Origin of the sequence: Verrucosispora sp. FIM060022 (assembly GCF_003977705.1) — a bacterium.
GTDB classification, from domain to species: domain Bacteria; phylum Actinomycetota; class Actinomycetes; order Mycobacteriales; family Micromonosporaceae; genus Micromonospora; species Micromonospora gifhornensis.
Map to the genome: position 1 here is coordinate 1,327,013 of NZ_RQIV01000001.1, position 23,290 is coordinate 1,350,302.

General features: G+C 70.0%; 22 protein-coding genes and 1 tRNA gene. 18 read left to right on the forward strand and 5 right to left on the reverse strand.

Translation table 11 applies throughout. The features are described 5' to 3' along the window. Positions 1-110 precede the first annotated feature (110 nt). The 17 genes from EG812_RS05805 to EG812_RS05880 all read left to right on the forward strand — a co-directional run bounded on the left by EG812_RS05805 (position 111) and on the right by EG812_RS05880 (position 17,886). Positions 111-983, forward strand: coding sequence for a carbohydrate ABC transporter permease (locus tag EG812_RS05805; RefSeq protein ID WP_199743810.1), 873 nt, complete (start codon positions 111-113; stop codon positions 981-983). A gap of 3 nt (positions 984-986) precedes the next feature. Next, complete coding sequence (locus tag EG812_RS05810; protein WP_126710964.1) at positions 987-1,874, forward strand: carbohydrate ABC transporter permease; 888 nt, start codon at positions 987-989, stop codon at positions 1,872-1,874. Positions 1,875-1,894: 20 nt separating this feature from the next. Further along, on the forward strand, positions 1,895-2,416 hold the full coding sequence (locus tag EG812_RS05815) for a PPC domain-containing DNA-binding protein (RefSeq protein ID WP_126710965.1): 522 nt from the start codon (positions 1,895-1,897) through the stop codon (positions 2,414-2,416). After that, entirely contained in the window at positions 2,406-3,941 is a 1,536-nt protein-coding gene (locus tag EG812_RS05820; RefSeq protein ID WP_126710966.1) for an FGGY-family carbohydrate kinase, read from the forward strand. Before EG812_RS05815 ends, EG812_RS05820 begins: the two co-directional genes overlap by 11 nt. A gap of 140 nt (positions 3,942-4,081) precedes the next feature. After that, positions 4,082-5,209, forward strand: a complete 1,128-nt coding sequence (locus EG812_RS05825; protein ID WP_126710967.1) for a hypothetical protein — start codon at positions 4,082-4,084, stop codon at positions 5,207-5,209. Between the two features lie 407 nt (positions 5,210-5,616). After that, positions 5,617-5,982 carry a helix-turn-helix domain-containing protein gene (locus tag EG812_RS30030; RefSeq protein ID WP_502697175.1) on the forward strand — a complete coding sequence of 122 codons (366 nt, stop codon included), beginning with the start codon at positions 5,617-5,619 and terminating at the stop codon, positions 5,980-5,982. Then, complete coding sequence (locus tag EG812_RS05835; RefSeq protein WP_199743811.1) at positions 5,930-6,235, forward strand: GNAT family N-acetyltransferase; 306 nt, start codon at positions 5,930-5,932, stop codon at positions 6,233-6,235. The genes EG812_RS30030 and EG812_RS05835 overlap by 53 nt, the downstream gene beginning before the upstream one ends. Before the next feature lie 51 nt (positions 6,236-6,286). Next, positions 6,287-6,359 (forward strand) — tRNA-Ala (locus EG812_RS29060). 1 nt (position 6,360) lies between these two features. Further along, entirely contained in the window at positions 6,361-8,637 is a 2,277-nt protein-coding gene (locus EG812_RS05840; protein ID WP_126710969.1) for a hypothetical protein, read from the forward strand. 181 nt (positions 8,638-8,818) lie between these two features. Next, a complete protein-coding gene (locus EG812_RS05845; protein WP_013734077.1) occupies positions 8,819-9,601 on the forward strand; it encodes a GntR family transcriptional regulator in 783 nt (260 codons plus the stop codon). Between the two features lie 105 nt (positions 9,602-9,706). Beyond that, complete coding sequence (locus EG812_RS05850) at positions 9,707-11,083, forward strand: ABC transporter substrate-binding protein (RefSeq protein ID WP_126710970.1); 1,377 nt, start codon at positions 9,707-9,709, stop codon at positions 11,081-11,083. A 55-nt stretch (positions 11,084-11,138) separates the two neighbouring features. After that, on the forward strand, positions 11,139-12,107 hold the full coding sequence (locus tag EG812_RS05855; RefSeq protein WP_126710971.1) for a carbohydrate ABC transporter permease: 969 nt from the start codon (positions 11,139-11,141) through the stop codon (positions 12,105-12,107). 23 nt (positions 12,108-12,130) lie between these two features. Further along, complete coding sequence (locus EG812_RS05860; RefSeq protein ID WP_126710972.1) at positions 12,131-12,931, forward strand: carbohydrate ABC transporter permease; 801 nt, start codon at positions 12,131-12,133, stop codon at positions 12,929-12,931. Further along, positions 12,928-14,412, forward strand: coding sequence for a xylulokinase (locus EG812_RS05865; RefSeq protein WP_126710973.1), 1,485 nt, complete (start codon positions 12,928-12,930; stop codon positions 14,410-14,412). Before EG812_RS05860 ends, EG812_RS05865 begins: the two co-directional genes overlap by 4 nt. Positions 14,413-14,438: 26 nt before the next feature. Beyond that, positions 14,439-15,488, forward strand: a complete 1,050-nt coding sequence (locus EG812_RS05870; RefSeq protein WP_126710974.1) for a zinc-dependent alcohol dehydrogenase — start codon at positions 14,439-14,441, stop codon at positions 15,486-15,488. A gap of 132 nt (positions 15,489-15,620) precedes the next feature. Continuing rightward, positions 15,621-16,331 carry a deoxyribose-phosphate aldolase gene (deoC, locus tag EG812_RS05875; RefSeq protein WP_126710975.1) on the forward strand — a complete coding sequence of 237 codons (711 nt, stop codon included), beginning with the start codon at positions 15,621-15,623 and terminating at the stop codon, positions 16,329-16,331. Between the two features lie 229 nt (positions 16,332-16,560). Beyond that, on the forward strand, positions 16,561-17,886 hold the full coding sequence (locus EG812_RS05880) for an MFS transporter (RefSeq protein ID WP_233579389.1): 1,326 nt from the start codon (positions 16,561-16,563) through the stop codon (positions 17,884-17,886). A gap of 8 nt (positions 17,887-17,894) precedes the next feature. On the opposite strand, the gene EG812_RS05885 is transcribed toward EG812_RS05880, so the two are convergent. Continuing rightward, positions 17,895-18,287 carry a nuclear transport factor 2-like protein gene (locus EG812_RS05885; RefSeq protein ID WP_126710976.1) on the reverse strand — a complete coding sequence of 131 codons (393 nt, stop codon included), beginning with the start codon at positions 18,285-18,287 and terminating at the stop codon, positions 17,895-17,897. Between the two features lie 135 nt (positions 18,288-18,422). Between EG812_RS05885 and EG812_RS05890 the strand changes: the two genes are divergently transcribed. Then, positions 18,423-19,211, forward strand: coding sequence for a helix-turn-helix transcriptional regulator (locus EG812_RS05890; RefSeq protein WP_126710977.1), 789 nt, complete (start codon positions 18,423-18,425; stop codon positions 19,209-19,211). An 11-nt stretch (positions 19,212-19,222) separates the two neighbouring features. Here EG812_RS05890 and EG812_RS05895 read toward each other — a convergent pair whose 3' ends face one another. From EG812_RS05895 to EG812_RS05915, 4 genes are all read right to left on the reverse strand, one after another. Then, positions 19,223-19,711: a MarR family transcriptional regulator gene (locus EG812_RS05895; RefSeq protein ID WP_013734067.1), complete on the reverse strand. Its 489-nt coding sequence runs from the start codon at positions 19,709-19,711 to the stop codon at positions 19,223-19,225. An 8-nt stretch (positions 19,712-19,719) separates the two neighbouring features. Continuing rightward, positions 19,720-20,967, reverse strand: coding sequence for an FAD-dependent oxidoreductase (locus tag EG812_RS05900; protein WP_126710978.1), 1,248 nt, complete (start codon positions 20,965-20,967; stop codon positions 19,720-19,722). A 275-nt stretch (positions 20,968-21,242) separates the two neighbouring features. Beyond that, complete coding sequence (locus EG812_RS05910; RefSeq protein WP_233579390.1) at positions 21,243-21,662, reverse strand: GNAT family N-acetyltransferase; 420 nt, start codon at positions 21,660-21,662, stop codon at positions 21,243-21,245. 277 nt (positions 21,663-21,939) lie between these two features. Continuing rightward, complete coding sequence (locus EG812_RS05915) at positions 21,940-23,265, reverse strand: TIGR04013 family B12-binding domain/radical SAM domain-containing protein (RefSeq protein WP_126710979.1); 1,326 nt, start codon at positions 23,263-23,265, stop codon at positions 21,940-21,942. Between the last annotated feature and the right edge of the window lie 25 nt (positions 23,266-23,290).

The following is a 23,290-nucleotide window of genomic DNA, read 5'->3' on the forward strand; positions in this document are numbered from 1 at the left end:
CCGCCTCCGGCCGCGGACTTCGCAAGGAGGACCTGGTCCCGATGGCTCCGCTCACTCAAAGCCCCCCACGGTCTGCGCCCAAACCCTCGCAGCCCGTACCACGCCGCACCGTGCTCGACGTTCTGGACCGCTACGACCGGTACATCCTGCCGGCCCCGGCACTGATCGTCGTTGTCGCGATGTTGGCGTTCCCGATCGGCTACACCATCTATCTCAGCTTTCACGAATGGTCCGGCGGGCTGCGGCCCCCGGAGTTCGTCGGCCTGGACAACCTGACCCGATCACTGAGTGACAGCCAGTTCTGGGGCAGTATCGGGCGCACCATCTACTTCGTCACCCTGTCGGTGGGGTTGCAGGTCGTCCTCGGCGTCGGGGCGGCCCTGCTGTTCCACCAGCGCTTCCCTGGCCGAGGCCTGGCCCGCACCCTGTTCATGTTCCCGATGATCGCGACGCCGGCCGCTGTCGCCCTGGTCTGGAAGATGATGTTCGACCCGACCATCGGCATCCTCAACTACCTCGTGCAGTCCGTCGGTGGACCGACCCTGCTCTGGATCAGTGACGCCAACCTTGTCATCCCCGCGCTGGCGATCGTGGACACCTGGATGTGGACGCCGTTGGTGATGCTGATCGTCCTGGCCGGGCTGGCCGCCCTTCCGCAGGAGCCGTTCGAGGCGGCCAAGGTCGACGGTGCGGGGCCGCTGCGCACCTTCGTCAGCATCACTCTGCCGCTGCTGAGCCCGGTCATCCTCGTCGCCGCCCTGTTCCGGCTCATCGACGCCATCAAGACGTTCGACATCATCAAAGTCATCACGGACGGCGGTCCCGGCACCGCCTCGGAGACTCTCAACCTGTACGCCTTCAAGCAGGGCCTGTCGTACCTGCACTTCGGGTACGGGTCAATGCTGCTGGTCTGGCTGACCCTGCTGGTCTTCGTCGTCGCGATCGTCTTCACCCGCCTGCGGGCGCGCACCGACCAGGGGTAACCGATGTCCGAAACCCTGACCGCTACCAGAGCCACCACGACACCATCGACCCGACCGGTGGCCAGAACCCGCCGACGGCGGGGATCAATCCTCGGCCGCATCGCGCTCGCCGTCACCGTCACCATCGCGCTCGCCCCAGCGCTGTTCGTGTTCTTCTGGATGCTGACCTCGTCGTTCAAGCAGCAGGTCGACATCTATACGATTCCGCCGAAGTGGTTCGACTTCACCCCCACCCTGGACAACTACCGCACAGCGCTGACCCGCACCCCCTTCGCGCACTACATGACCAACAGCTTGGTCGTCGCCACCTGCTCTAGCCTGCTCGGACTGATCATCGGTGTGCCTGCGGCCTACAGCATCGCCCGTTACCGGCAGACCAAACTCTCGCTGTCGCTGTTGACGGCCCGGCTGCTGCCCGGGGTGGCCTATCTGGTGCCGTTCTTCGTCGCGTTCACCGCGCTGCGGATGGTCGGCACCTACCCGGCACTGATCCTGTCGCACGTCATCATCACGTTCCCGCTCACCGTCTTCATCATGGTGAACTTCTTCGCCGCCCTGCCCGACGAGGTCCACGACGCGGCGCAGGTCGACGGGTGCGGGAAGCTGGAAACGTTCTGGCGGATCGCCGTGCCACTGACCCGGCCCGGCATGCTCACCGCCGGAATCCTGGCGTTCATCTTCAGCTGGAACGACTTCAAGATGGCGCTGATCCTCTCCGACGGCGACAGCCGCACCCTGCCGGTAGCCGTCTTCAACTTCGTCCACGAGGCGTCCCTGGACTGGGGGCCGATGATGGCCTACGCCTCGATCATCATGCTGCCCGTCTTCGTCCTCACCCTCGCCGCGCAGCGGCACATCGTGACCGGAATGACGATGGGCAGCGTCAAGTGACCAGCACCTCGGGAGGCACCATGACCAGCACCGTACCCGCCGTCGTCAGCCGCGCCGCCGGCAACGGCCGCGTGATCGCCGCAAGCATCAAGCCCGGCGCCCAGCTGACCGACTCGATCGAGCAGGTGTGCCGCGACCACGGCGTGCACACCGCCGTCATCCTCTCGGTGATCGGCACCATCCAGGAGGTCTACCTACGCAATCCGCGCGACATCACCACGCTGCCGATCCACCGCGAGCACGAGTTCGCCGACGAGATCGACACCGTCGTGTTGCAACGCCCGATGGAGATCCTCTCCGTCCAGGGCAACGTCACCACCCTCGATGGCAAGCTGTGGGCGCACTGCCACGCCCTGTTCTCCGAGGCCGGCGGCAACGTACGCGGCGGCCACGTCTTCCGGGCCACCATCTGGAGCCAGGGCGAGGTCTTCCTGCAGGAACTGACCGACATCCGCATCGACCGCGAGTACGACCGGGAGGTCACCGGCCTGCCGCAGATCCGCCTGCATGGCTGCGACGCAAGGCCTGCTGATGACCAGTGACCTCTGTCTGCTCGGCGTCGACATCGGCACCTCGAGCAGCAAGGGCGTCCTCACCGACCGGGCGGGGACCGTGCTGGCTACCGCAACCCGCCCGCACGGTGTGTCCCGGCCCCAACCCGGCCGGGTGGAACACGACCCCGAGAAGATCTGGTGGGGCGAATTCATCGCCATCGTCCGGGAACTGCTCGCTGCGGCTCCCGCGCCGGTCGCCGCCGTCGCGGTCAGCGGCATCGGACCGTGTGTCCTGCCGACCACCGTGGACGGGCAGCCACTCCGCCCCGCGATCTTGTATGGCGTCGACACCCGAGCGACGGCAGAAATCGCCGAGCTGACCGACACCATCGGCGCCGACGAGATCGTCCGCCGTGGCGGCAACCGGCTGACCAGCCAGTCCGTCGGGCCCAAGCTACGCTGGATCCAGCGGCACGAACCGGAGGTCTGGGCTCACACCCGCCGCGTGTTCATGGCCAGTTCTTTCCTGGTCCACCGGCTCACCGGCGAGTACGTTCTCGACCACCACTCGGCCAGCCAGAGCGACCCGCTCTACGACCTGCACGCCCAGGCGTGGATCGACGACCTGGCCGCACACATCGCCCCGGGGATGGAACTGCCGAGATTGCTGTGGCCCACCGAGATCGCCGGCCGAGTGTCGCGCGACGCCGCACGTGTCACCGGCCTACCCGAGGGCATCCCGGTTACCGCCGGAACGGTCGACGCCTGGGCCGAGGCCGCCAGCGTGGGCGCCACCCGCCCCGGTGACCTGATGCTGATGTACGGCACCACCATGTTCCTCACCCGCGTGGTGGCCGCACCGGTCGTCCATCCACGGATGTGGTCGACCACAGGCGTCTTTCCGGGCAGCTTCTGCGTGGCGGGTGGCACCGCCACCTCGGGTGCAGTGGTCGAGTGGCTACGCGAGCTGGTCGGCGGCACCAGCTACGAGCAGCTAGCCGCCGAGGCCGCCGTCGTCCCCGCCGGCGCCGACGCCCTGGTGGTACTGCCGTACTTCGCCGGTGAACGGACCCCGTTGTTCGACGACAAGGCACGCGGTCTCGTCGCCGGACTGACCCTCGACCACGGCCGTGGGCACCTCTATCGAGCGGTGCTGGAAGGGACCGCGTACGCGATACGCCACCACCTCGACGAGATGACCGGTGCGTTGACACCACCGCAGCGGGTCATCGCGGTCGGCGGCGGAGCCCGCCCACTGTGGACCCGGATCGTCTCCGATGTCACCGGCCAAACACAGCTGATCCCCGAGCAGACGATCGGAGCCAGCTACGGTGACGCATACCTTGCCGGCCTCGCCGTCGGGCTGGTTGATCGTGCTGACGACTGGACACGGTGGGCCGCAAGGGTCGAACCGGACCCATCCACTGCCGCCGCCTACCATCGCGGCTATACAGCCTACCGCTCCCTGTATCCGGCGACTCGGACGATCATCCACGACATGGTCAACGGCTGGCGATCATCGTCTGGCCACACGACATCCACGACAGCCCCGACCGCGAACGGAAGTCCCTGACGCATGTCTCGCAACTCGGTGAAGGTGTTGCCGGACAACGGTGCTGGCGTCACCTCGCGAGGGATGATGTTGTGGAGATGGGCGCTGCCCCGGCGCTTGCGGGGCCGGGCAGCCCGGCCCATCGTCGATAGCATGCCGCCGTGATTCGTGAGATGCGCTTCGTCGTGTCGGTGCCGGATGAGGTTTCGGCCTATGCCGTCGCCGAGAAGCTGGCCGAGCGCGGCCACCTGCTGGTCGCGGTACGGGAGGTGCCGACCGACCTGCTGGAGGATCGCTTCGCCGGCTGGTGGCGAGCCCACTCGCTGGCTGTGGACCCGCCCTACGAGGGTCTGCTGGAGGTCTCACCGGCCGAGAAGAAGGCCGTTGCGGCCATTGCCCGGAAGTACGGCGGGCAGGTCAACTCGGCGTGCGGCCAGTTTCCGGACAAGGCGATCGAGCGCTTCTCCCGGGAGGGCCTCGCGTACGAGCTCGACCGGGCCGAGGCCGACCGGATCCGCGCGGAGCTCGTCGGCGGGCAGACGGCCGCCGCGTCGTCTCTGCCCGCGCCTCCTGGACTCAGGTGCGGTGGTTTCCGTCGTCCTGCCGCCGATCTTCGTGCGGCCGTCGAGGTGGTGCCCTTCGAGGGCCGGACCTTCGACGGTGTGGGCGACCTGATCGCGGCGATCGCGAACGACGCGTTCCCGCAGGGCTCGGTGGTGCCCGCCACCCCGGGTGCTGTGCCGCGGCTGGCCGCGCTGGCGGGTGCCGACGGGGTGAGCGACTTCTACCGGGCGATGACGCTCATGGTGCTGTTCCAGATGAGCACCGCGGGTCGGCGGCGGCTGGCCTACCAAGCGGACGCCCCGGAAGACGGCGGCGCCGAGACGCCTGCGGAGACAGCGACCCGGGCCGCGGTCGCGGCGGTGCTGCCCGGTCTCGCCGTGGGCCGCAGCGAACTGGTCGAGTTCCTCCTCGCCGGGCTGTCCGCGGCCACGCGGGAGGCGGGGGCCGCAATGCCGGCCGGCCTGGAGCGGATCGCCGGGCGGTACGCGGGCACCGCCCGCAGTCCGGTGGTGGACCTGATCCGGGCCGTGGCAGACGGGGCCGAAGAGCCCATCCGGACCGCCACCGCAGCGGTGGTGGCGGCCCTGCCCGAGGTGGTCGACGGCGTGCAGAGCACGAAGGCCACGGTCGAGGGGCGGGCACTCGACACGCTCGATACCGTGCTGCAGTGGGAGCTGGACAACGCGCGGCTGCCCAAGCTGGGTACGGTCTTCGGCCCCCGCTGATGACTGCCGGCCCACCGCCGTTGGGACCGCTGGACAACGCTGGCGACCGCGAGGCCGCCCGCTCAGCCGCCTACGACACGTCCCACGTCGCCGTGGACGACGCGGTCGCGGTCACCCCCGTTACCCTTTTGATCGTCCCAGCCGGGGACTCCTCGGTCGTCCGGCCCGGTATGACGGCAGGAAACCGGGCGTAGACGGCTGGTCCGGGTGAGCGTCGACGGCAGCGGGGCACAGCGCCTACGTGTACGGCGACAACCCGTGCGCCCTGACCGTGACCACGGCCTTTCTGGTGACCCGGCACGCCCGACCGGGCGTGCCGCGCAAGGCGTTGAAGCTCGGCCGAGCCGGCCCACATCACCTCCGTCATCGCCGCCCTGCACGCGGGCAGACGCTGGATCGACCCGGACGTGTCCGCACGCGCCGTCACCGAGGACAACCCGCTCACCGACCGCGAAGCCGACGTGCTGCGGGTCACCGGCGAGGGCTACTCGGTCACCGACATCGCCGCGCGGCTGCACCTCGCACCGGGCACCGTACGCAGCTATCTCTGCAACGCCATGCGCAAGACCCGACCCGGACCCGACACGAAGCGGCGCGCTACGCCCGCGAACACGACTGGCTGTGAACATGGCGATCAGGGGTCGCGGCCACCATCATGGACATTCGCGCCGAGGCTCGCCCGGAAGACAACTCGCCCGGAAGACAACAGGAGGACACGTGATGGTCGTAGTGACGGACGTTCCCGAGGCCAAGCGGTACGAGGCCCGGCTTGATGGAGAGTCCGAGGTCGCGGGCATCGCGGAGTACATCCGTACCGCGGAACTCGTCGCGTTCGTCCACACCGAGGTGTCGCCGAAGTACGAGGGCAGGGGAGTCGGGGCGGCCCTGGCCCGCGCGGCCCTGGACGAGGCGCGTGCCGCGAACCTGCGGGTTCTGGCCACCTGTCCGTTCATCGCGGGGTGGATCGACCGCCACCCCGAGTACCAGGACCTGCTGTACCAGGCCCGCAGCAGAGTCAGCGACTGAACAGATCTCGGGTGCGGACGCGGCGGTGAACTCCGTAGAGTGTCGCGGCATCAGCGTGTAGCTCAGTGAGCAGAGCACCGGGCTTGCCTCCCGGAGGGCGCGGGGGCGGGGCCCGCCACGTTGGCGTGAGCGACAACGACATCCGCGTCGGCGTGGGCTTTCCCCTGGGCCAGCTCGCGCGTGCCCTGACCACCGCCGGGACGCATGAGGCTCCGGCCATCCGGCAGCGGGCGGAGCGGCGGGTACGCCGCTGGCAGCAGGTCGTGGACGGGATGGCCGCAGGGACGCTGGACATCGGTTCGCGTACCCCGGTGCGGGGCCTGCCGGTGTGGGTGACGCCGGAGGTCATCCACGGCGGCTTCGCGACCGGGACGCCGGCCGCCGGCGGCGCGCTGCGCCCGGACGAGACCGACCGGGCCCGGCGCCTCGGCCTGCCGGCCGAGCGTCGGGTCCTGTTCTGGTCCTGGCTGACCGACGCGGGCCTGGTGGAACTGGGGGAGCTGCTCGACAGCGGCCGCTACCGGGTGGAGTACGCCGAGGAGGCGGCGCTGCCGGTGGTGGCGTGGTTGCTGCGCGCCGGCGAGCGCGACGCCGCCGTGAACCTGCTGGAGGAGATCGCACCGTACGCCGACCGGCTGCGGTTCACCCCGAGCCCGAACGATCAGCCTGCCGTCGACCCGGACGTCGTCTACCGGCAGACGGCCGGCGAGGTGCGCCGGCTGCTGGAGCAGCGGCAACCGAACGCGCAGATCGAGACGATGCGCGAGGCGCTGACGGTGTGGAACCCGTTCGCCGACGAGTTGCTGACGCGGTGGTGCGAGACCGTCGTCGACGGCCGGGTCGACGCGGTGACGCCGGACGACTGGCTGCCGCGCGCCGCCCAGCTGCTGGCCCGCTACCGGCACCTCGCCGCCGCGCATCCGCGCTGCGGCAGGCATCGCCACCGCAAGGGCAGCATCGGCGTGCTGCGCACCGCGCTGGAACGACGGGTGGCCGGAGCGGAGCTGACGCCGCGCGAGCGTGGCCTGGTCCAGAGCGTGGTGGAGGCGATGCTGCGCAAGCGCGGCCGTCCGGGCAGCCCCGAGCACACGGCGTTGCGTGAGCAGCAGGCCCGCGAGGCGGCGCTGCCCCGCCATCACCGGCTCGCGCAGCTGGTGGCCGCCCGGCTGGCCGCTCTGCCGCAGGACGTCGGGATTCACGACGTCGACCACGTGCTGCGCCCGGTCGACGCTGACGAATCCCACCTGGCGGGTGTGGTGGCGGGCTGGCCGGCACCGGCGCCGGTCGCCCGGGTGGTGGCCCGTGCGACCGCCGCAACCCTGGAGCAGTTGATCGCCCGTGGCGTGATCGCCTCGGCGGAGGAGTTGGCCCGGCTCACCCCGCGGTTGGCGGCGGCGACCGCGGCTTCGGCGTACCCCGATCCGGCCCTGCGCATTCTGATGGACGCCACCTACCGGGCCTTCCGCGCTCGCCGTTCGCTGTTGCTGCTGAACCTGGAGCATCAGGTACGCCTGGCCGAGCTGCCGTGGGTGCGGGCGGTGGTGTCGGCCCGGATCGACACCAGCGACACCCGTGATCAGGCCCGTCGCACCCTGGCCCGACTGGGGTCGGCGGCGGTGACCGGATTCCCGGCCACGGTGCTGCCCAACCCGCTTGTCAAGGAGCTGTCGACGCTGTCGACGCAGGCGAGCCTGCCGCTGCCGTGGGTCGAGGAACTCGCCGCCGACATCTTCATGGGCACGTTCTCGGCCAAGTTCCTCCAGGCCGCCACGCTCGCCGGCCGGCGGCTCGCGGGCAGCCTGTACGCGCGGTACTACGACATCGACTATCCGGCGATCGCCGGGATCGACGACACTCGTCGGCGGCTGATCCGGCGTGCCCGGACCTCGAACACCTTCGACGAACTCTGCCGCGACCGGGCCGGTGCCTCCCGCAGGCGGTCGTGGTTCCAGGTGGCGGCCAACGGGACGATCATCGAACAGGCGCAGATCCTGACCACGCACAACCTGGCCACGATCGTCGAACTCGGCATCGACCTGCCCGCGATCGACCTCGCGAAGCAGTGCCTGGACGCCGTGCTGCGGCTGACCGCACGCCTTCACCACAACCCTCGGCCGCTGGGCACCGTCAAGAACACCGCGTACGCGTGGCGGCAGATGGTGTTCTTCCTGTCGCTGTCGACGGGTGAGGAGCAGACGGCCTTCCTGTCCCACGCCGCGCAGCGACTGGCCGCCCAGCCCGACCACGTGCGGACCCGGCTCGCGCCGGCCGTGATCGGGCTCGGGCACATCGTCGGCGGCGGGACGTTCGATCAGGACGGTCGGGCCGGTACGGGCCGACGACTGCTCGGCTGGACCACACGAGAGCACTGGATGCTGGACCCGTCTCTCGATGTCGGGTAACCGCAGCCACCGCGTGATGGTGTCCGTGGTTATTGGCCTGATCCGTCGCATTTGCCTACCGCCACCGGCTACGCCGCCAAGTTTCACCAGGTCAGCCCCTTGACCATCACCAGACCCGCGCCTATGTTCAGTGATGTCTACAGACCAACGAAGACATCACTGGACAAGCGAGGAGTGGGCGGTGGCCACGGCTCAGGAACTCACCCCTGCCGCGATCAGGGCGCTCACCCGAGAGGTCTCCGCGGCCGAGGCCGAGGCCCTGCACGAGCAGATCTCGCAGCTGATGCGGCAGCGCATCGAGTCGGGCGAGTGGCCGGAGCATCTGAAGTTGCCGGCGGAGCCGGAGCTGGCGGGCGCGCTGAACGTCTCGCGGGGCACCGTCCGTCGGGCGATCCGGACCCTGATCGAGGCCGGCCTGCTCAAGCAGACCCGCGGCAAGGGCACCTTCGTACGCGGACAGATGCTGGAGCAGGAGTTCGCCCAGGAGCTGATCTCCACGGCGCAGAGCCTGGACCGGGAGGGCGTGGAGTACCAGACCCAGGTGCTGTCCGCCCGGGTCATCCAGGCGCCGAGCCACATCGCCGCCCACCTCGGCCTGCCCGCTGACGACCTCAGCGTGCTGGCCATCCGGCGGACCCGATCGGTCGCCGGTGAGGTGGTCTACCTGCTGGACAACTACCTACCCACCGTCCTGTGCCCGGATCTGTCCCCGCAGGTCCTACAGGACCGGTCGCTGTTCGGCGTGCTCGAACACGACTACGGCGTGACCGTCGAATCCGTCCGGCGGACCTTCTCCGCCATCCTCCCCGACGACGACGTCAGTGCCGCGATGTCGCTGCGCCCCGGCGTGCCCCTCCTCTACCTCGAACAGATCTCGTACCAGGCCAACGGGAACTCCGTCGAATACTCCGACGTGTGGGTACGCGGAGACCGCGTACGAATCTCCTCCTGGATCAAGCGGTAGGCCCCCGCCTGCCACCTTCCCCTCCCGCTCCACACCCCCCCACCCCCACGCGTACCGACGGTGGCCGACCACCGCCGTCGATACGTGCTGCCAACAGGAGACATCATGCGACACGAGGCTTCATTCAGGCTGTCCCGCCGTGGCTTGTTGACCAGCGCCCTCGGCGTCGGCGGCGCGCTGGCCCTCGGTGCCTGCGCCTCCCGCGAGGGTGACACAGGCACCCCGAGCGCCACCACAGGCACCCCGACACTCGGCGCGTCCGGCATGCAATGGGACCGCTTCAAGGGCGAGACCCTCAACCTCCTGCTCTGCGAGCACTGGTGGACCTCCGCGGTCAGCAAGCGATTCCCGGAATTCGAGGCCCTGACCGGGATGAAGATCAAGGCCAACACCCTGTCCGAGGACAGCTACTACCAGCAGGCCCTGGTGGCACTCTCCTCCGGCGCCACCACGTACGACGCGCTGATGGTCGGCAACCTGCAGGCCGGGCAGTACATGAACGCCGGATGGCTGGAACCGCTGGACAGCTACTTCGGTGGCAGTGGCCTGGTCAACGCCGACTGGTTCGACACCAACGACTTCTTCGCGCCGGCCCGCAAGGCCAGCAGCCTCAACGGCGAGTTGATGGCGCTGCCGCTGTCCGCGGAGGCCGGTGTGGTCATCTACCGCAAGGACCTCGCGGCCCAGGCCGGCGTCACCGCATTCCCCACCCAGGAGAGCCTGGTCGACGCCAGCGCCAAACTCTCCGCCGCCATGGAACGCCCCTTCGCCGGCCGGGGCCGCCGCGGACTCGACATCGTGTGGACCTGGACGAACTTCTTCCTCACCCAGGGCGGCGAGTTCTACAACGGCAACACCCCGACGGTGGACAGCCCCGAGGCGGTCGCCGCCACCGAGCTGTACGTGCAGCAGCTGCTCACCAAGTATGGCCCCAAGGGCGCGTCCAACATGAGCTGGCTGGAGGCCACCGGCAGCGTCAACGAGGGCCGGGCGGCCCTCTACACCGACGCCAGCGGCCTGCTGTCGGTCGTACTCGACAAGAACAGCAGCAAGCACACCGACCAGATCGCCGTGTCCCGGTGGCCCGACAGCGCCGCCGCCAAGGCCGCCCCGAACTACTGGTACTGGATGGCCGGCATCCCCAAGGCGTCCCGCAAGAAGGAGCAGGCCGCCCTCTTCTACGCGTGGGCGATGAGCAAGGAGACCGCCACCTCGGTCAGCGCCGAGTCGGGCAGCCCGTCGGCCCGCGAGTCGGTGTGGTCGAACGACGACTTCCTCTCCTTCTACCCCGGCGACATGTCGACCGAGATCGTCGCCAACCTCCAGGCCGTACAGCCGGACCGGGTCCCGTACGCCCGGCCCACCTTCCCGAGCGAGGCCGACGCCCTCTCCCTCGAACTGATCAAGGTGCTGGTGGACGGCAAGGACCCGAAGCGTGCCATGGCCGACGCGGCTGCCGCGATGGCCCGAGCGGGCCGATGAGTCCCCGTCCCGCCGGCCCGACCGGCCGGCGTCGTCCACGCCGAACGAGGTTGTGATGTCCGCAGACCGAACAGCTGTGCTGTCGCGGCAGGCCGCCGGCTCCCCGCCGGCGGCACCGCCGGGCACCACCGGCCGTACGCCCCGACCGGACGACAGGCGCAGCAGAAGACTGTTCCTCATCGGCATGCTCGCCCCGATGACCGTGCTGCTGCTGGCGTTCACGGTCTACCCGTTCGTGTCGGTGCTGGTCAACTCGCTGCGGCACAACAACCTCACCCGACCCGACGAGCAGGGCTTCGCCGGGCTGACCAACTTCGCCAACACCATTGGGGAACCAGGCCTGCTCCGGGCGCTGCTGCTCACCGTCGGCATGGTCCTGGTCGCCGTGGTCGCCGAGTTCGCCCTGGGCACGCTCGCCGCCTCACTGCTGTGGCGACCGCTGCGCGGCAGCCGCCTCTACCTGGCCCTGCTCGTGTTGCCGTTCGGCGCCACCCCGGTCGCGGCGTACCTGTCCTGGCGACTGATGCTCAACCCGGACGGCGGACAGATCAACGCCGCCCTGGCCGCCGTCGGGCTCCCCACACCGGGCTGGACGTCGGAGCCCATGCTGGCCGTGGTCGCCCTCGTGGTGGTCGACATCTGGCAGTGGGCGCCGTTCATCACCCTGGTCATGCTCGCCGGCCTGAAATCCCTGCCGGACGAAACGTTCGAAGCGGCCGCACTCGACGGCGCAAGCGCCCTGCAACGGCTGGTCCGCATCGCGCTGCCGATGCTCAAGCCACTCGTGGCCTTCGTGGTCACGATCCGCGCGATCGACGCGGTCCGCACCTTCGACTCCATCTGGATCATCACCGGGGGAGGACCGGGCGCGGCGACCGAGACGCTTGTCGTACGCATCTACCGGACCGCCTTCAACGACCTGCACATCGGTGAGGCGTCCGCGCTCGGCCTGCTGCTGCTCGTCGTCCTGTTCATCGTCGGGAAACGGTTCGCCGCACCCGCGCTGCAACGGTTGGAGCACTAGTGCACGAGACTCGAAAAGGGCGGATGCTGCGGACCGCGGCGATCTGGGCCCTCATCTGCTGGTCGATCCTGCCGTTCGCCTTCATGCTCCGCGTCGGCTTCGCCGCGCCCAGCGACATCCGCGGCGGTGCGCCGGACTGGCTCGCCCCGCTGTACGTGTTCAACTTCGTCGACCTGTTCGGCGATGCCGAGTTCATGGGGGCGATCGGGCGGTCGGTTCTCGTCGCGGTGGTGTCCTCCGCGATCGCCATCGCCGCCGCCACACCCGCCGCGTACGCCTGCGCCCGGATGCAGTTCAAGGGGCGGTCGGACTTCGAGTTCTGGGTGCTGTCCACCCGGATGCTCCCGGCGGTCGTCGTGGTCATCCCGTACTTCGTCCTGTTCCGCCAGGTCGGCGGCATCGACACGGTGTGGGCGCTGACCGTGATGCACACGGTGGTCAACCTCGCGGTGACCTTCTTCCTGCTGCGCAGCTTCTTCGCGGACCTGCCGGCCGCGGTCTTCGAGGCCGCCGACCTCGACGGCTGCTCGGAGACGAAGAAGTTCATGAGCGTGGCGTGGCCGATGGTCCGCAACGGTGTGGCCGCTGCGGCCGTGCTGAACTTCATCTTCTCCTGGAACGAGTTCGTCTTCGCCCTCACGCTGGCCAGCGGTGAAGCGAAGACCGTCTCGGTGGCGATGCTGGGGTTCATGCAGTTCCAGTCGGTGGCGGTCGGCCCGATGATGGCCGCCGGAACCCTGGCCGTGCTTCCCGTCGCCGTCGTGCTCTTCCTCGCGCAGAAGCAACTGGTCACCGGCATGAGCTTCGGGGCGGTGAAGGGATGACCGACGTCGTGTGCGTCGTGGACGCCGGCACCACCGGCATCCGCTGCGCCCTGGTCGACGATCAGGGCGAGGTGCACGCGCAGCGCAGCCACGAACTGGTCATCGACCATCCCCACCCGGGTCACGCCGAGCAGTCGCTGTCGGCGATGTGGGAGGTGACCGTACGACTGCTCCGGGACACCCAGGTCCTCGCCGCACAGGCCGGGCATCGCATCGTCGCGCTCACCCTGGCCACCCAGCGGGCCTCCGTCGCCGGACTCGACAAGGACCTGCGACCGGTCACCCCACTGGTGCTCTGGATGGACCAGCGCGGTGACAGCGAACTGGCGGCCATGGGCCGGTCGGTGGACCCACACACCTACAGCCGAATCTCCGGCATGCCGTTGAGCACCATGCCGGCCCTGGCCACCCTGGTCTGGCTGCGCCACCACACCCCGCAGGCGTACGCCGACTGCGCGTACTTCGTCGGGGTCCAGGAGTGGCTGCTGCACAGGTTGGCCGGCGGCCCGCCGCAGGTCGACCGCAGCTGCGCCTCCTGGTTCGGACTGCTCGACCTGCACGCCGGGCGCTGGAGCACCGACCTGCTCGACGCGTTCGACATCGGCGAGGACCGGCTGCCCACGCTGCGCGCCTGCACCGACGTCGCCGGTCGACTTCTCGACGAGGTGGCCGACGCCACGGGTCTGCCCGGCGGGCTGCCCGTGCACGTCGGCGGCGGCGACCAGCAGTGCTCGGCGGCCGGAGGCGGTGGTGTGCGTGCCGGTGCCGCCACCGTCAACCTGGGCACCTCGGCGACGATGGTCTTCCCGGCCGCCGTCGGCGACGCCCCCGACGTCGCCGGATTCGTCCGCGCCGCGCACGTCGTCGAAGGCCACGTGTCGGTCGAGGGGACCATCCCCGCCTGCGGATCGGTGCTCCGCTGGCTGCGAGCACTGCTGCGCTACGGCGACGACGACGCCGCGTACGAGCGGATGTCCGCCGACGCCGACGCGGTCGAACCCGGCGCCCGGGGTCTGCTGTTTGCACCGACCATGGCGGGCATCGGAACCCCGCACTGGACGGCCGCGAACGGCCGGATGAGCGGCCTCGACTTCGCCCACGGACCCGCATTTCTCGTCCGTGCCGCCATGGAAGGCATCGCCCTGCAGGTCCGTGACGTGCTGCAGCACCTGCCACCGGCACTGGCCGGGCCGACGCTGACCGCGATCGGCGGCGGCGCGCGGTCCGCGGTGTTCTGCCAGATCCTGGCCGACGTCACCGGCACCGCCGTCGAGGTGCCGGCGGGTGACCCGCAGGCGGCGCCGCTGCGCGGCGCGGCCATGTCGGCCTGGGTGGGACTCGGCCGCTACGACGACCTCGCCCACGCCGCCGGCCCGCTGCTCGGCGCTGCCCGACGCCACCGGCCCGACCTCACCACCGCCCCTGTTTACGACGCGCTGTACAGCCGGTACCTCGACCTGTCGAGCCTGGCCGCGGCGTGACGCGCACGAGCAAGGAGAACACGAGAATGGAAGCCCACCCTGCCGACGAAGAGTCGATGCGGGCGTTGATGCTGACCGGTGACCGCCACTCGGAGGTGCGCCAGGTGCCGCGCCCGGTGCCGGCCCACGACGAGGTGCTGGTCCGGGTGACCGTGTCCGCGGTGTGCGGCAGCGACCTGCCGCACTACCGCAAGTCGGCGCAGGATCTCGGCCATCGGCTGCACACGGTCCCCGGCCACGAGGCGGTGGGAGTGATCGCCCAGGCCGCCGCCAGCGGCGACGGACCGGCCGAAGGCACCCGGGTCATCGTCTACCAGCACTCGGGCTGCGGCGACTGCACCTTCTGCCTCAGCGGTGAGCCGATGTTCTGCGCCGACCGGCGCACCCTGGGCAACCACCGCAGCGGAGCGGACGGCGAATACCTCACCGCGCCGGCCACCGGAGTCCTGCCCGTACCCGCCGACGTCAGCGACGCCATGGCGGCCCTGATCGCCTGCAACTTCGGCACCGCGTACTCGGCGTTCCGCAAGTCCGGGGTCGCGGTGGGTGACCGGGTGGCGGTGTTCGGCCTCGGGCCGGTGGGTTGCTGCGTGGTGGCCCTCGCGGCGGCCGCCGGAGCAGAGGTCTTCGCCGTCGATCCGATCGAGGGGCGGCGGGACCTGGCCAAGACCCTCGGCGCCGGTACGGTCATCGACCCGATCGCGCAGGACCCGGTCGCCGCCGTCGCGGCCGTGACCGAGGGGCGCGGACCCGAGGTCATCTTCGAATGCTCCGCCAACCCGGCCGCACAGACCCAGGTGATGAAGCTGGCCCGGCCGCACGGCACCGTCGTGCTGCTCGGCGCCAACAACAGCATGGAGATCGACCCGGGGGTCGACGTGATTCGCAAGGAACTGCGGGTCATCGGCAGTTGGGTCTTCACGCAGCCGGAGTTCCCGGCGGTCCTGCGGGCGGCCCGCAGCCTCCCCGCGCTGCAGCACCTGATCACCGACCCCTTCCCCGCGCAGCGGGCCCCCGAAGCGTTGGCCGCCGCTGACGCCGGGCACATCGGCAAGGTGCTGATCGACTGGTCCTGACCCGATCAGGCGCACCTCCCGCTCCGGCAATTCCCTTTCCATCACCCTCCCGGTTCGACCCCCATCCGTGCGGTTGCCGGCGAACTCACGCCGACCGCAGGGTGCCGCACGCCCGCAGAAGGAGATTCCGCAATGACTTCCGCTACCACGGCCCTGCCGGCCGACCTGACTCCGGCCGCCCTCGCGCCGTACATCCAGCACACACTCATCGAGGTCGGCACCACCCGGGACCGCATGATCAAGCACGCCGAGGAAGCCCTGAGGTACGGCTTCAACGCCGCGATGGTGCCCGGTTCCTGGGTGTCGGTCGTCGCCGACGTGCTGCGCGGCAGCGGCGTCCAGGTCGCCTCCGCGCTCGACTTCCCGACCGTCGGGGTCACCACCAGCGCCGGCAAGGCGTACGAGGCGGAGAGCCTGGTGCGCGCCGGTGCCCAGCAGATCGACATCGGTGTCCAGATCGGCTGGCTGAAGAGCGGCATGTACGACGAGTTCCGCGAGGACATCGCCGGCGTGGTCCGCGCCTCCGGCGTCCCGATCAAGGTGATGCTCGAACTGCCGCTGCTCACCGAGGCGGAGCGCGAGACCGCCGTCGAACTGTCCATCGAGGCCGGTGCCGCGTACCTGAAGAACGCGAGCAGCGGTGCGATCGAGGTCGCCAACCCGGCCAGCATCGGCTACCTGGTGGACCGTGCCGGCGGCCGGACCAGGGTCAAGGCGTCGGGCAGCATCAAGTCCTACCCCCAGGCCGTCGGACTCCTGCGTGCCGGTGCCGAACTGCTCGGCACCAGCGCCGGCATCGCGATCGTGACCGACTCGGCCAACGAGGAGACGGTCAGCTACTGACCGGGTGGACCGCACCCCGGGGGTGTCGGTTGCCGGGCGTCGTCGGGTCCACCGACGTCGTCAGCAACGGCGACCGGCGTCCCGGGGTTGCGTCCTGGTGCTCTCTGTCCAGGGCATTGGCAACAGAGGATCTGCACGGGCTTCACCCTCCCGGCACAAGGCATAGGATCTGGCGTCGGGGCTGTGGTGATCGAGCCGACGCAACGCCCCAGAAAGCCGGGGAAACACCGTGCCTCGATCGCCTCGTTTCGGTCTGCTCCGCGAGCCCGACTTCCGCCGCTTCTTCGGTGCGACAGTGGCCGGTCAACTCTCCGACCGGTTCGTGTTTCTCGCGCTGCCGCTGGTGGCGATCGTCTGGCTCGATGCGGATGAGTTCGAGGTCGGCGTCCTGACCGCGATGACGACGGCAGGATCACTGCTGATAGGGCTGCCGGCAGGGGCCTGGATCGACCGCTGGCGCAAGCGCCCGGTCATGGTCAACACGGATCTGGTGCGAGCGGCGCTGTTGCTGCTCGTGCCGCTGGCCTGGTGGACGGACACGCTGACGATCTGGCTGCTGTTCGCGGTCGCGCTTGCCCACGGCCTGCTGACCGTGCTGTTCGAAGTCGGCTACACCAGTTACCTGCCGGCGCTGGTTGGCCGCGAGCACCTCGTCGAGGGCAACGCGAAGGTCGCCGCAGCCCGTTCTGCGGTGAGTATCAGCGGCCCGGGCCTGGCCGGGCCGCTGGTCGCCTGGCTGGGCGCGCCGTTGACGTTGGTCGCGAGTTCCGCCGGAATGCTGCTGTCCGCGCTGGGAGTGCTGCGCATCCGTACGCCGGAGCCGCAGCCACCGGCTGCCGCCGGCCGGCACCTGGCGCGTGAGGTCGCCGAAGGGCTGCGGTTCGTGCTCGGCCATCCGCTGCTGCGACCGACGCTGTTCACAGACGGCATCTTCAGCCTCTTCCTCGTCACCTACCAGACGATGCTGCTGGTGTTTCTGTCTCGACACCTGGGCCTGGGGTCCTTCGGCATCGGGCTGGTGCTGTCCGCGATGGCCTGCGGCGGGTTCGCCGGCGCGCTGCTGGCCCGCCGCGTGGTCGCCCGGATCGGTCCCGGCCCGGCCGTCTGGCTGGCTCCGCTGTGTACGGCGCCGGCCGCCGGCCTGATGCCGGCGGCGCGGCCCGGCTGGCTGCTCTGGCTCGCCGTGGCCGGTCTGGCCCTGCTCTCCCTGGGCGGCGTGATCCGACTGATCGCGCAGGTGGGCCTGCAACAGCACGTCACGCCGGACCGGCTGCTCGGCCGGATGAGCGCCACCGTTCGCTTCGTCCAGTGGGGCAGCATGCCGATCGCGGGCCTGCTCGGCGGCCTGCTCGGTAGTCTGCTCGGCGCGCCGGCAGTGCTGTGGATCGGCGCGGCCGGGATGACCGCCGCGTTTCTGCCCGCACTGCTGTCGCCGCTGCGGGCAACGCGCCAGTTGCCGGTGATGGACGAAGGGCTCAGTCGGGCGTCGGCGAGGCCACCGGGTGGGGGACCGGCTCACCCGGGCCCCCGATGCGGTGCAGCCCATCCCGGGTGAGCCGGTCGTCAGTGCTCGGCGTGCGGGTCGAAGCCCTCCGGCGCGCGGTCCAGGAACGTGGTGACCGAGCTGATCCGCCCGTCCGCGTCGAACACCAGCACGTCGGTGCCGGCGGCGAACGACCGACCGCCGTCGAGTTCGATCTCCCACATCAGCCGGGCCCGGTCATGGTGGATCTGCGGCGCCGCGCGCCGCTGGAACACGGCGACACCCACATGCTGGGTGAACTGCCCGCGAAAGTCGATCAACGCCTGCACTCCGGTGAGCACGCCGACAAGCGCGTGGTAGCTGACCTCCTCGGTGAAGGTGTCCGCCGCCAGCCGGCGCTGCTCCTCAGGCTGCCCGGTGTTCCAGAACCGGACGTACCGCTCGACGGTGTCCTCGTACGCTTCGGACGTCATGGGGTCGTTCCTCTCCCGGTCGACAGGTCGGGTACGGCGAGCGCCGCGTAACCACCGTGCGCCGACGGCCCACAGCATGTCGATTACCTGCGAGGTCATTGCCGCCCGGCGGCGGCCTGCGCCAGGCTGTGGTCCATGACCAGGGGTGAGCCGGTGGGAGTGCTGATCCGGCGCTGGCGTGAGCGGCGCGGCCGCTCACAACTCGACCTGTCGTCGTCGACCGAGGTGTCCACGCGCCACCTCAGCTTCGTCGAAACCGGCCGGGCCACCCCGAGCCGGGCGATGATCGAGCGGCTCTGCGACGAACTCGACGTGCCGCTGCGCGAACGCAACACCCTGTACCTGGCCGCCGGCTTCGCGCCGGTGCACCCGGAGAGCGCGTACGTCGACCTCGGCGCGGCCCGGGCCGCCGTGGCGGCGGTGCTCGCCGGCCACGAACCGAACCCCGCGCTCGCCGTCAACGTCCGCTGGGAACTCCTGGCCGCCAACAACGCCATGACCGTGTTCCTGGCCGGTGTCCCGGAATTCCTGCGTACGCCGCCGGTCAACGTGCTGCGCGCCACCCTGCACCCGGACGGGCTGTCCGGGCGGATCCGGAACCTGGCCCAGTGGCGTGCGCACGTGCTGCGGCGCGTACGCCGCCAACTCGACCGCACCGCCGCGGAAGGTCTGGCCGACCTGCTGACCGAACTGGAAAGCTACCCGGCACCGACGGCCGCGCACGCCGACACCGGTCCGGGGGAGGACCTGGTGATCCCGCTGCGGCTGTCCACTGAGTACGGCAATCTGGCCTTGTGTTACGCGACGACGGTGTTCGGCGCACCACGCGACGTCACACTCGACGAGATCTCCATCGAGACGTTCTTCCCGGCCGACGCCGCCACGGCGCAGCTGCTACGCGCCATGGCCTCCGCCACCCCGTAGCCTGCCGACGCTCACCCGACGCCTGCCTCAGGCAGACCGTCGCGGAGGCGGTCCAACTCGGCGAGGTACATCGCCTGCATGCGGTCGTAGTGTCGGACCAGCAGCATGACCTCCTCGACGCTGTAGCCCTCGATGAGTTGCTTCGCCCGCTTGGCGAACCCCTCGTACGGTCGCTCCAACTCGGCGGTCCGCTCCGGCCGCAGGGTCACGATCACCCGCCGCCGGTCCGCCGGATCGCGCTCGGCCGTGACGTAGCCCGCCTGCTGGAGTCGACGGAGCATGCTGGTCACCGCACCGGTGGTGAGGTTGGTCCGCTCGGCGATCTGCCCGGCGGTGGCCGATTCGACGTCCGCCAGGTAGTCCAGGCACTCCAGGTCGCTCACGGTGAGACCCAGTTGTTCCGCGATGGCGTACCGGAACACCATGGACAGCCGTGACATCTCCCGCCCGGCGCGCATGAGGTCGGCGATCGCGGACGCACGGGTGGGCTCGTGGGACATGCCCGCAATCATGCCTCCGGTACGGTGACCCGGTGCAGCCGAGGTAATACGCGGGTCAGCACCCAGTGCGGTGCGGTCGCGCCCCCGGTGAGGCGGCGCATCAGAGCGGCGGCGGTGTCGACGGCGCGGAAGGCGTACGGCACCATCTCGTCCTGGTAGCGGGCGATCGCCCGCTCCACCGGGGCGCCGCTCGCGCGGGCCTCGACAAGCCTGCGGCCGAGCAGGGCGGCGTCGCGCAGCGCGGTGTTGCCGCCGTGCGCGCCGAACGGCGGCATGACGTGTACGGCGTCGCCCATCATCGTCGCCCGGGGCAGCGCCCACCGGTGCGGGCGTTGGCCGGTGGCGAAGAGGTTGAGCACCATGGCGTCCAGTTCGGCATTGTCGACAAGTCGCCGCACGAGCGGGTGGAAATCCGTACTCATGTGGCTGGCCAGGTCCTGCAGTGCCAGCAGGTTCCGGCGGATGGCGGTGGGTACTTCCTCCTGCCGCAGCAGCAGCCCCCACATGACGTAGTCGTCGCCGGTGGGTGCGTAGCTGCCCGGGGCCAGGCGCGCGAACGCCTCGCGCGGGTTCTCGCCGAACCGTATCGAGGTGAAGAAGAAGGCGCGGCCCGGCCGGTCGTCGATGGCCAGGACTCCGCTGGTACGCAGCGCGTCCGGGATGATGCTCTCACCGTTTCGTCGCAGCGGCGTCCGGCCGTAGATGCCGGCCATCGGGGTGTTCGCCGGTGCCGCGTCCGGCATGAGCTGTGCGCGCAGCGCGGAGCCGACGCCGTCCGCGCCCACGATGACGCTCGCCGGCACGGACCCGCCGTCGGAGAAGACGAGCCGCAGTCGTGCCGGGTCGCTGCTGTCCACGCCGGCGGCGGCCTTGCCGTAGTGGATGCGCCCGTCCAGCCCGGACTGCAGGATCGACCGCAGGGTCAGCCGGTCGACCTGGCGGGTCGCGTGGGTCTTGTCCTTGAAGGTGATGGTGAAGGCGTCGCGTAGCCGCCGGTCGGTGAAGCGCAGCTGCCCGCCGGGTTCGTCGCCGGTGGCCAGCGCCAGGTGGTACAGCGGGCGGGGCAGGCTCGTACGCAGTGCCTCCAGCCCGTACTGGTCGAGAATGATCCGGTAGCCCTGCTGCCTGACGAAGGGGCCCGGATCCCGCTCGTAGACGTGCACGTCGATGCCGGCGCGCATCAGGTACTGGGCGAGGCAGAGGCCGGAGAGGCCGGCACCGGCGATCGCCACCGAGAAGTCAGTCGATGTGTCCATGCAGTTATCTTAATGACTAAGATGATTTGGCCAAGGGCTGTCGGTACACGGCGTAGGGATAGTCGGCATATTGCCGGGGTGTACCCGTGAACCGGTAGGTCAGAGTGCGGTGGTGTTTCGTGTTCGGCGGCTCAGTGACCAGGAGGGTCAGCAGCTGCTGAGGATCACTCGTAGAGGTACCGGTTCGCCGATCCGGTTGAGGCAGGCGATGATCGTGCTCGCTGGGGCCAACCCGCCACCCGAGCGGCCTGACCCCAACACGTCAACGTTCGTGTTCACGATCGAAGCGACGACGCCTGCCCGTCGCGGACCATGCGAATCTCCCGCACGCCGTCCTCGACCTGGACCGTCCCATCAGCAACGAAGCCGTGCTTGCGGTAGAACGCCTGCGCGCGAGGGTTCGGATCGGCGACCCACAGCGCCGCCGACTCCGTGGGGTCGATAACTGCCTGCAACAACGCCCGCCCAGCACCCCTCCCGTGATCGGCGGCAAGCACATAAAGCACGTACAGCTGCCTCGTCCACGCCGCAGCAGCGTCCGGCGGCGGACCCGACATCGCGATCCCGACCACTTCGCCCTCCCGCTCGGCCACAGCCGCCCGGTTCTCGCGATAGCGCTTGTCAGTCAAAGCAGCAGTCCAGAAGCGTTCCCGAACAGCTGGGAAACCCGGATCATCCAGTACCGAATCCGACATGAGGCCTCGATACGTCTCCTGCCAGCACCGAACATGCACACACGCCATCTGGGCGACGTCGTCGACCCGGGCTGGGCGAACAGTCAGCGAGCAACCCACCGCCGAATCGTACGGCCGACAGCACCCAGATGCTCGACGACCGGGACTTGCCGCGACCGCCAGGCCGTCAGCCCAGGCGCCGTGTCAACCCCGACACCGTGAACGTTCGTGGTCACGGCACTGGCGACCCGACGCCCGTTGAGGTGCCTCCGGGTGTTCTCCGCAGAGGCATCCGGTACTACGGTGCTTCGGTCCTCGGCAGCTGCGGCAGGATGGTCCGGCTGCGTCCGGGGCGGGGGTACGCCTCGGCGGCGGCCGCGAGCCGCGCCGCGTGTTCGCGTTGCTTCTGCCAGTGTCCGTAGAGTGCGCCGCGTTGGGAGAGGCGGTCGACCTGCCGGATGGTCTCGGGGTCCACATCGCCCGGTGGGGCGTCGCGCCACGGGGTGCCGGGCAGCGGCATGAAGGTGTGGGCGTGGATGCGGGCGCCGACCTCGGCGAGTTCACCGGCCAGGCGGAGGGAGTCGGCGACATCCTGCTCGCTCTCGCCGGGCATGCCGAAGATCATGTCGACGTTGATCCGGAAGCCTTCCTCGATGCCGAGGCGGGCGGCCCGTTTGACCTCCTCGACGCCGTGGCCGCGTTTCGCGGCGTCGAGAACCCGGTCCGAGCCGGACTGGGCGCCGACGATGATGTTGTTGTTCGCGCAGTACTTCTTGACCAGCCGCAGCGCCGCCCGGCTGACATGCTCGGGTCGGATCTCGCTGGGGAAGGAGCCGAAGAAGACCCGCCCGTTCGGCCCGATGCCCTCCTTGCAACTGGCCAGCAGTTCCTCGACCGCGTCGAGGTTCGGTTCCTCGGTCTGGCTGCCGTAGCTCAACGCGGTCGGCGTGATGAACCGGACGTCGCGCAGCCCACGAGCCCGCATCCGGTCGACGTGCCACCGCACGTTCGCCACGCTGCGGTGCCGGAACTTCGCCGAGAACATGAACGGGGTCTGGCAGAAGCGGCACGAGAAGACACAGCCTCGGGTGACCTCCAGGGCGTTGAAACGGTCCCACCGCAGCGAGAAGCCCCGGAAGTCGTCGAGCGGTCGCCGCTGCGGTCGGCCCGTACGCACCACGGCGCCGGTGTCGTCGCGGTACACCAGCCCGGTGATCCCGGCCGGGTCACCGACGGCGTCGACGAGGTGCAGCAGCGTCGTCTCGCCCTCGCCGACCGCCGCGATGTCCCACCCGGCGTCGAGGGTCTGCACCGGCTCGGCGGTCGCGTGCACGCCGCCGGCGATGTGGGTCACGTTCGGGGCGTCGGCCAGGGCCCGGATCTCGGCCAGCTCCTGGGCCAGGGCGTGCGCGTCGGGGGAGTAGAACGACCACAACACCAGCACCCGGGTCGCGGTGGTGGCGGCGTCGCGGATGTGCGCGGCGGTCGTCTCCGGGGTGTCGCCGAAACGCACCTCGTACCGGGTGGAGGTCTGGTGGGTCTCCAGCGCGCCGAGCAGGACGTGCAGCCCGTACGTCACCGCCTTGCGGTAGCGCAGCACCAGCACCAGCTCGGCAGCTTCCATGGCCGCGATTGTGTCAGGGGGACCG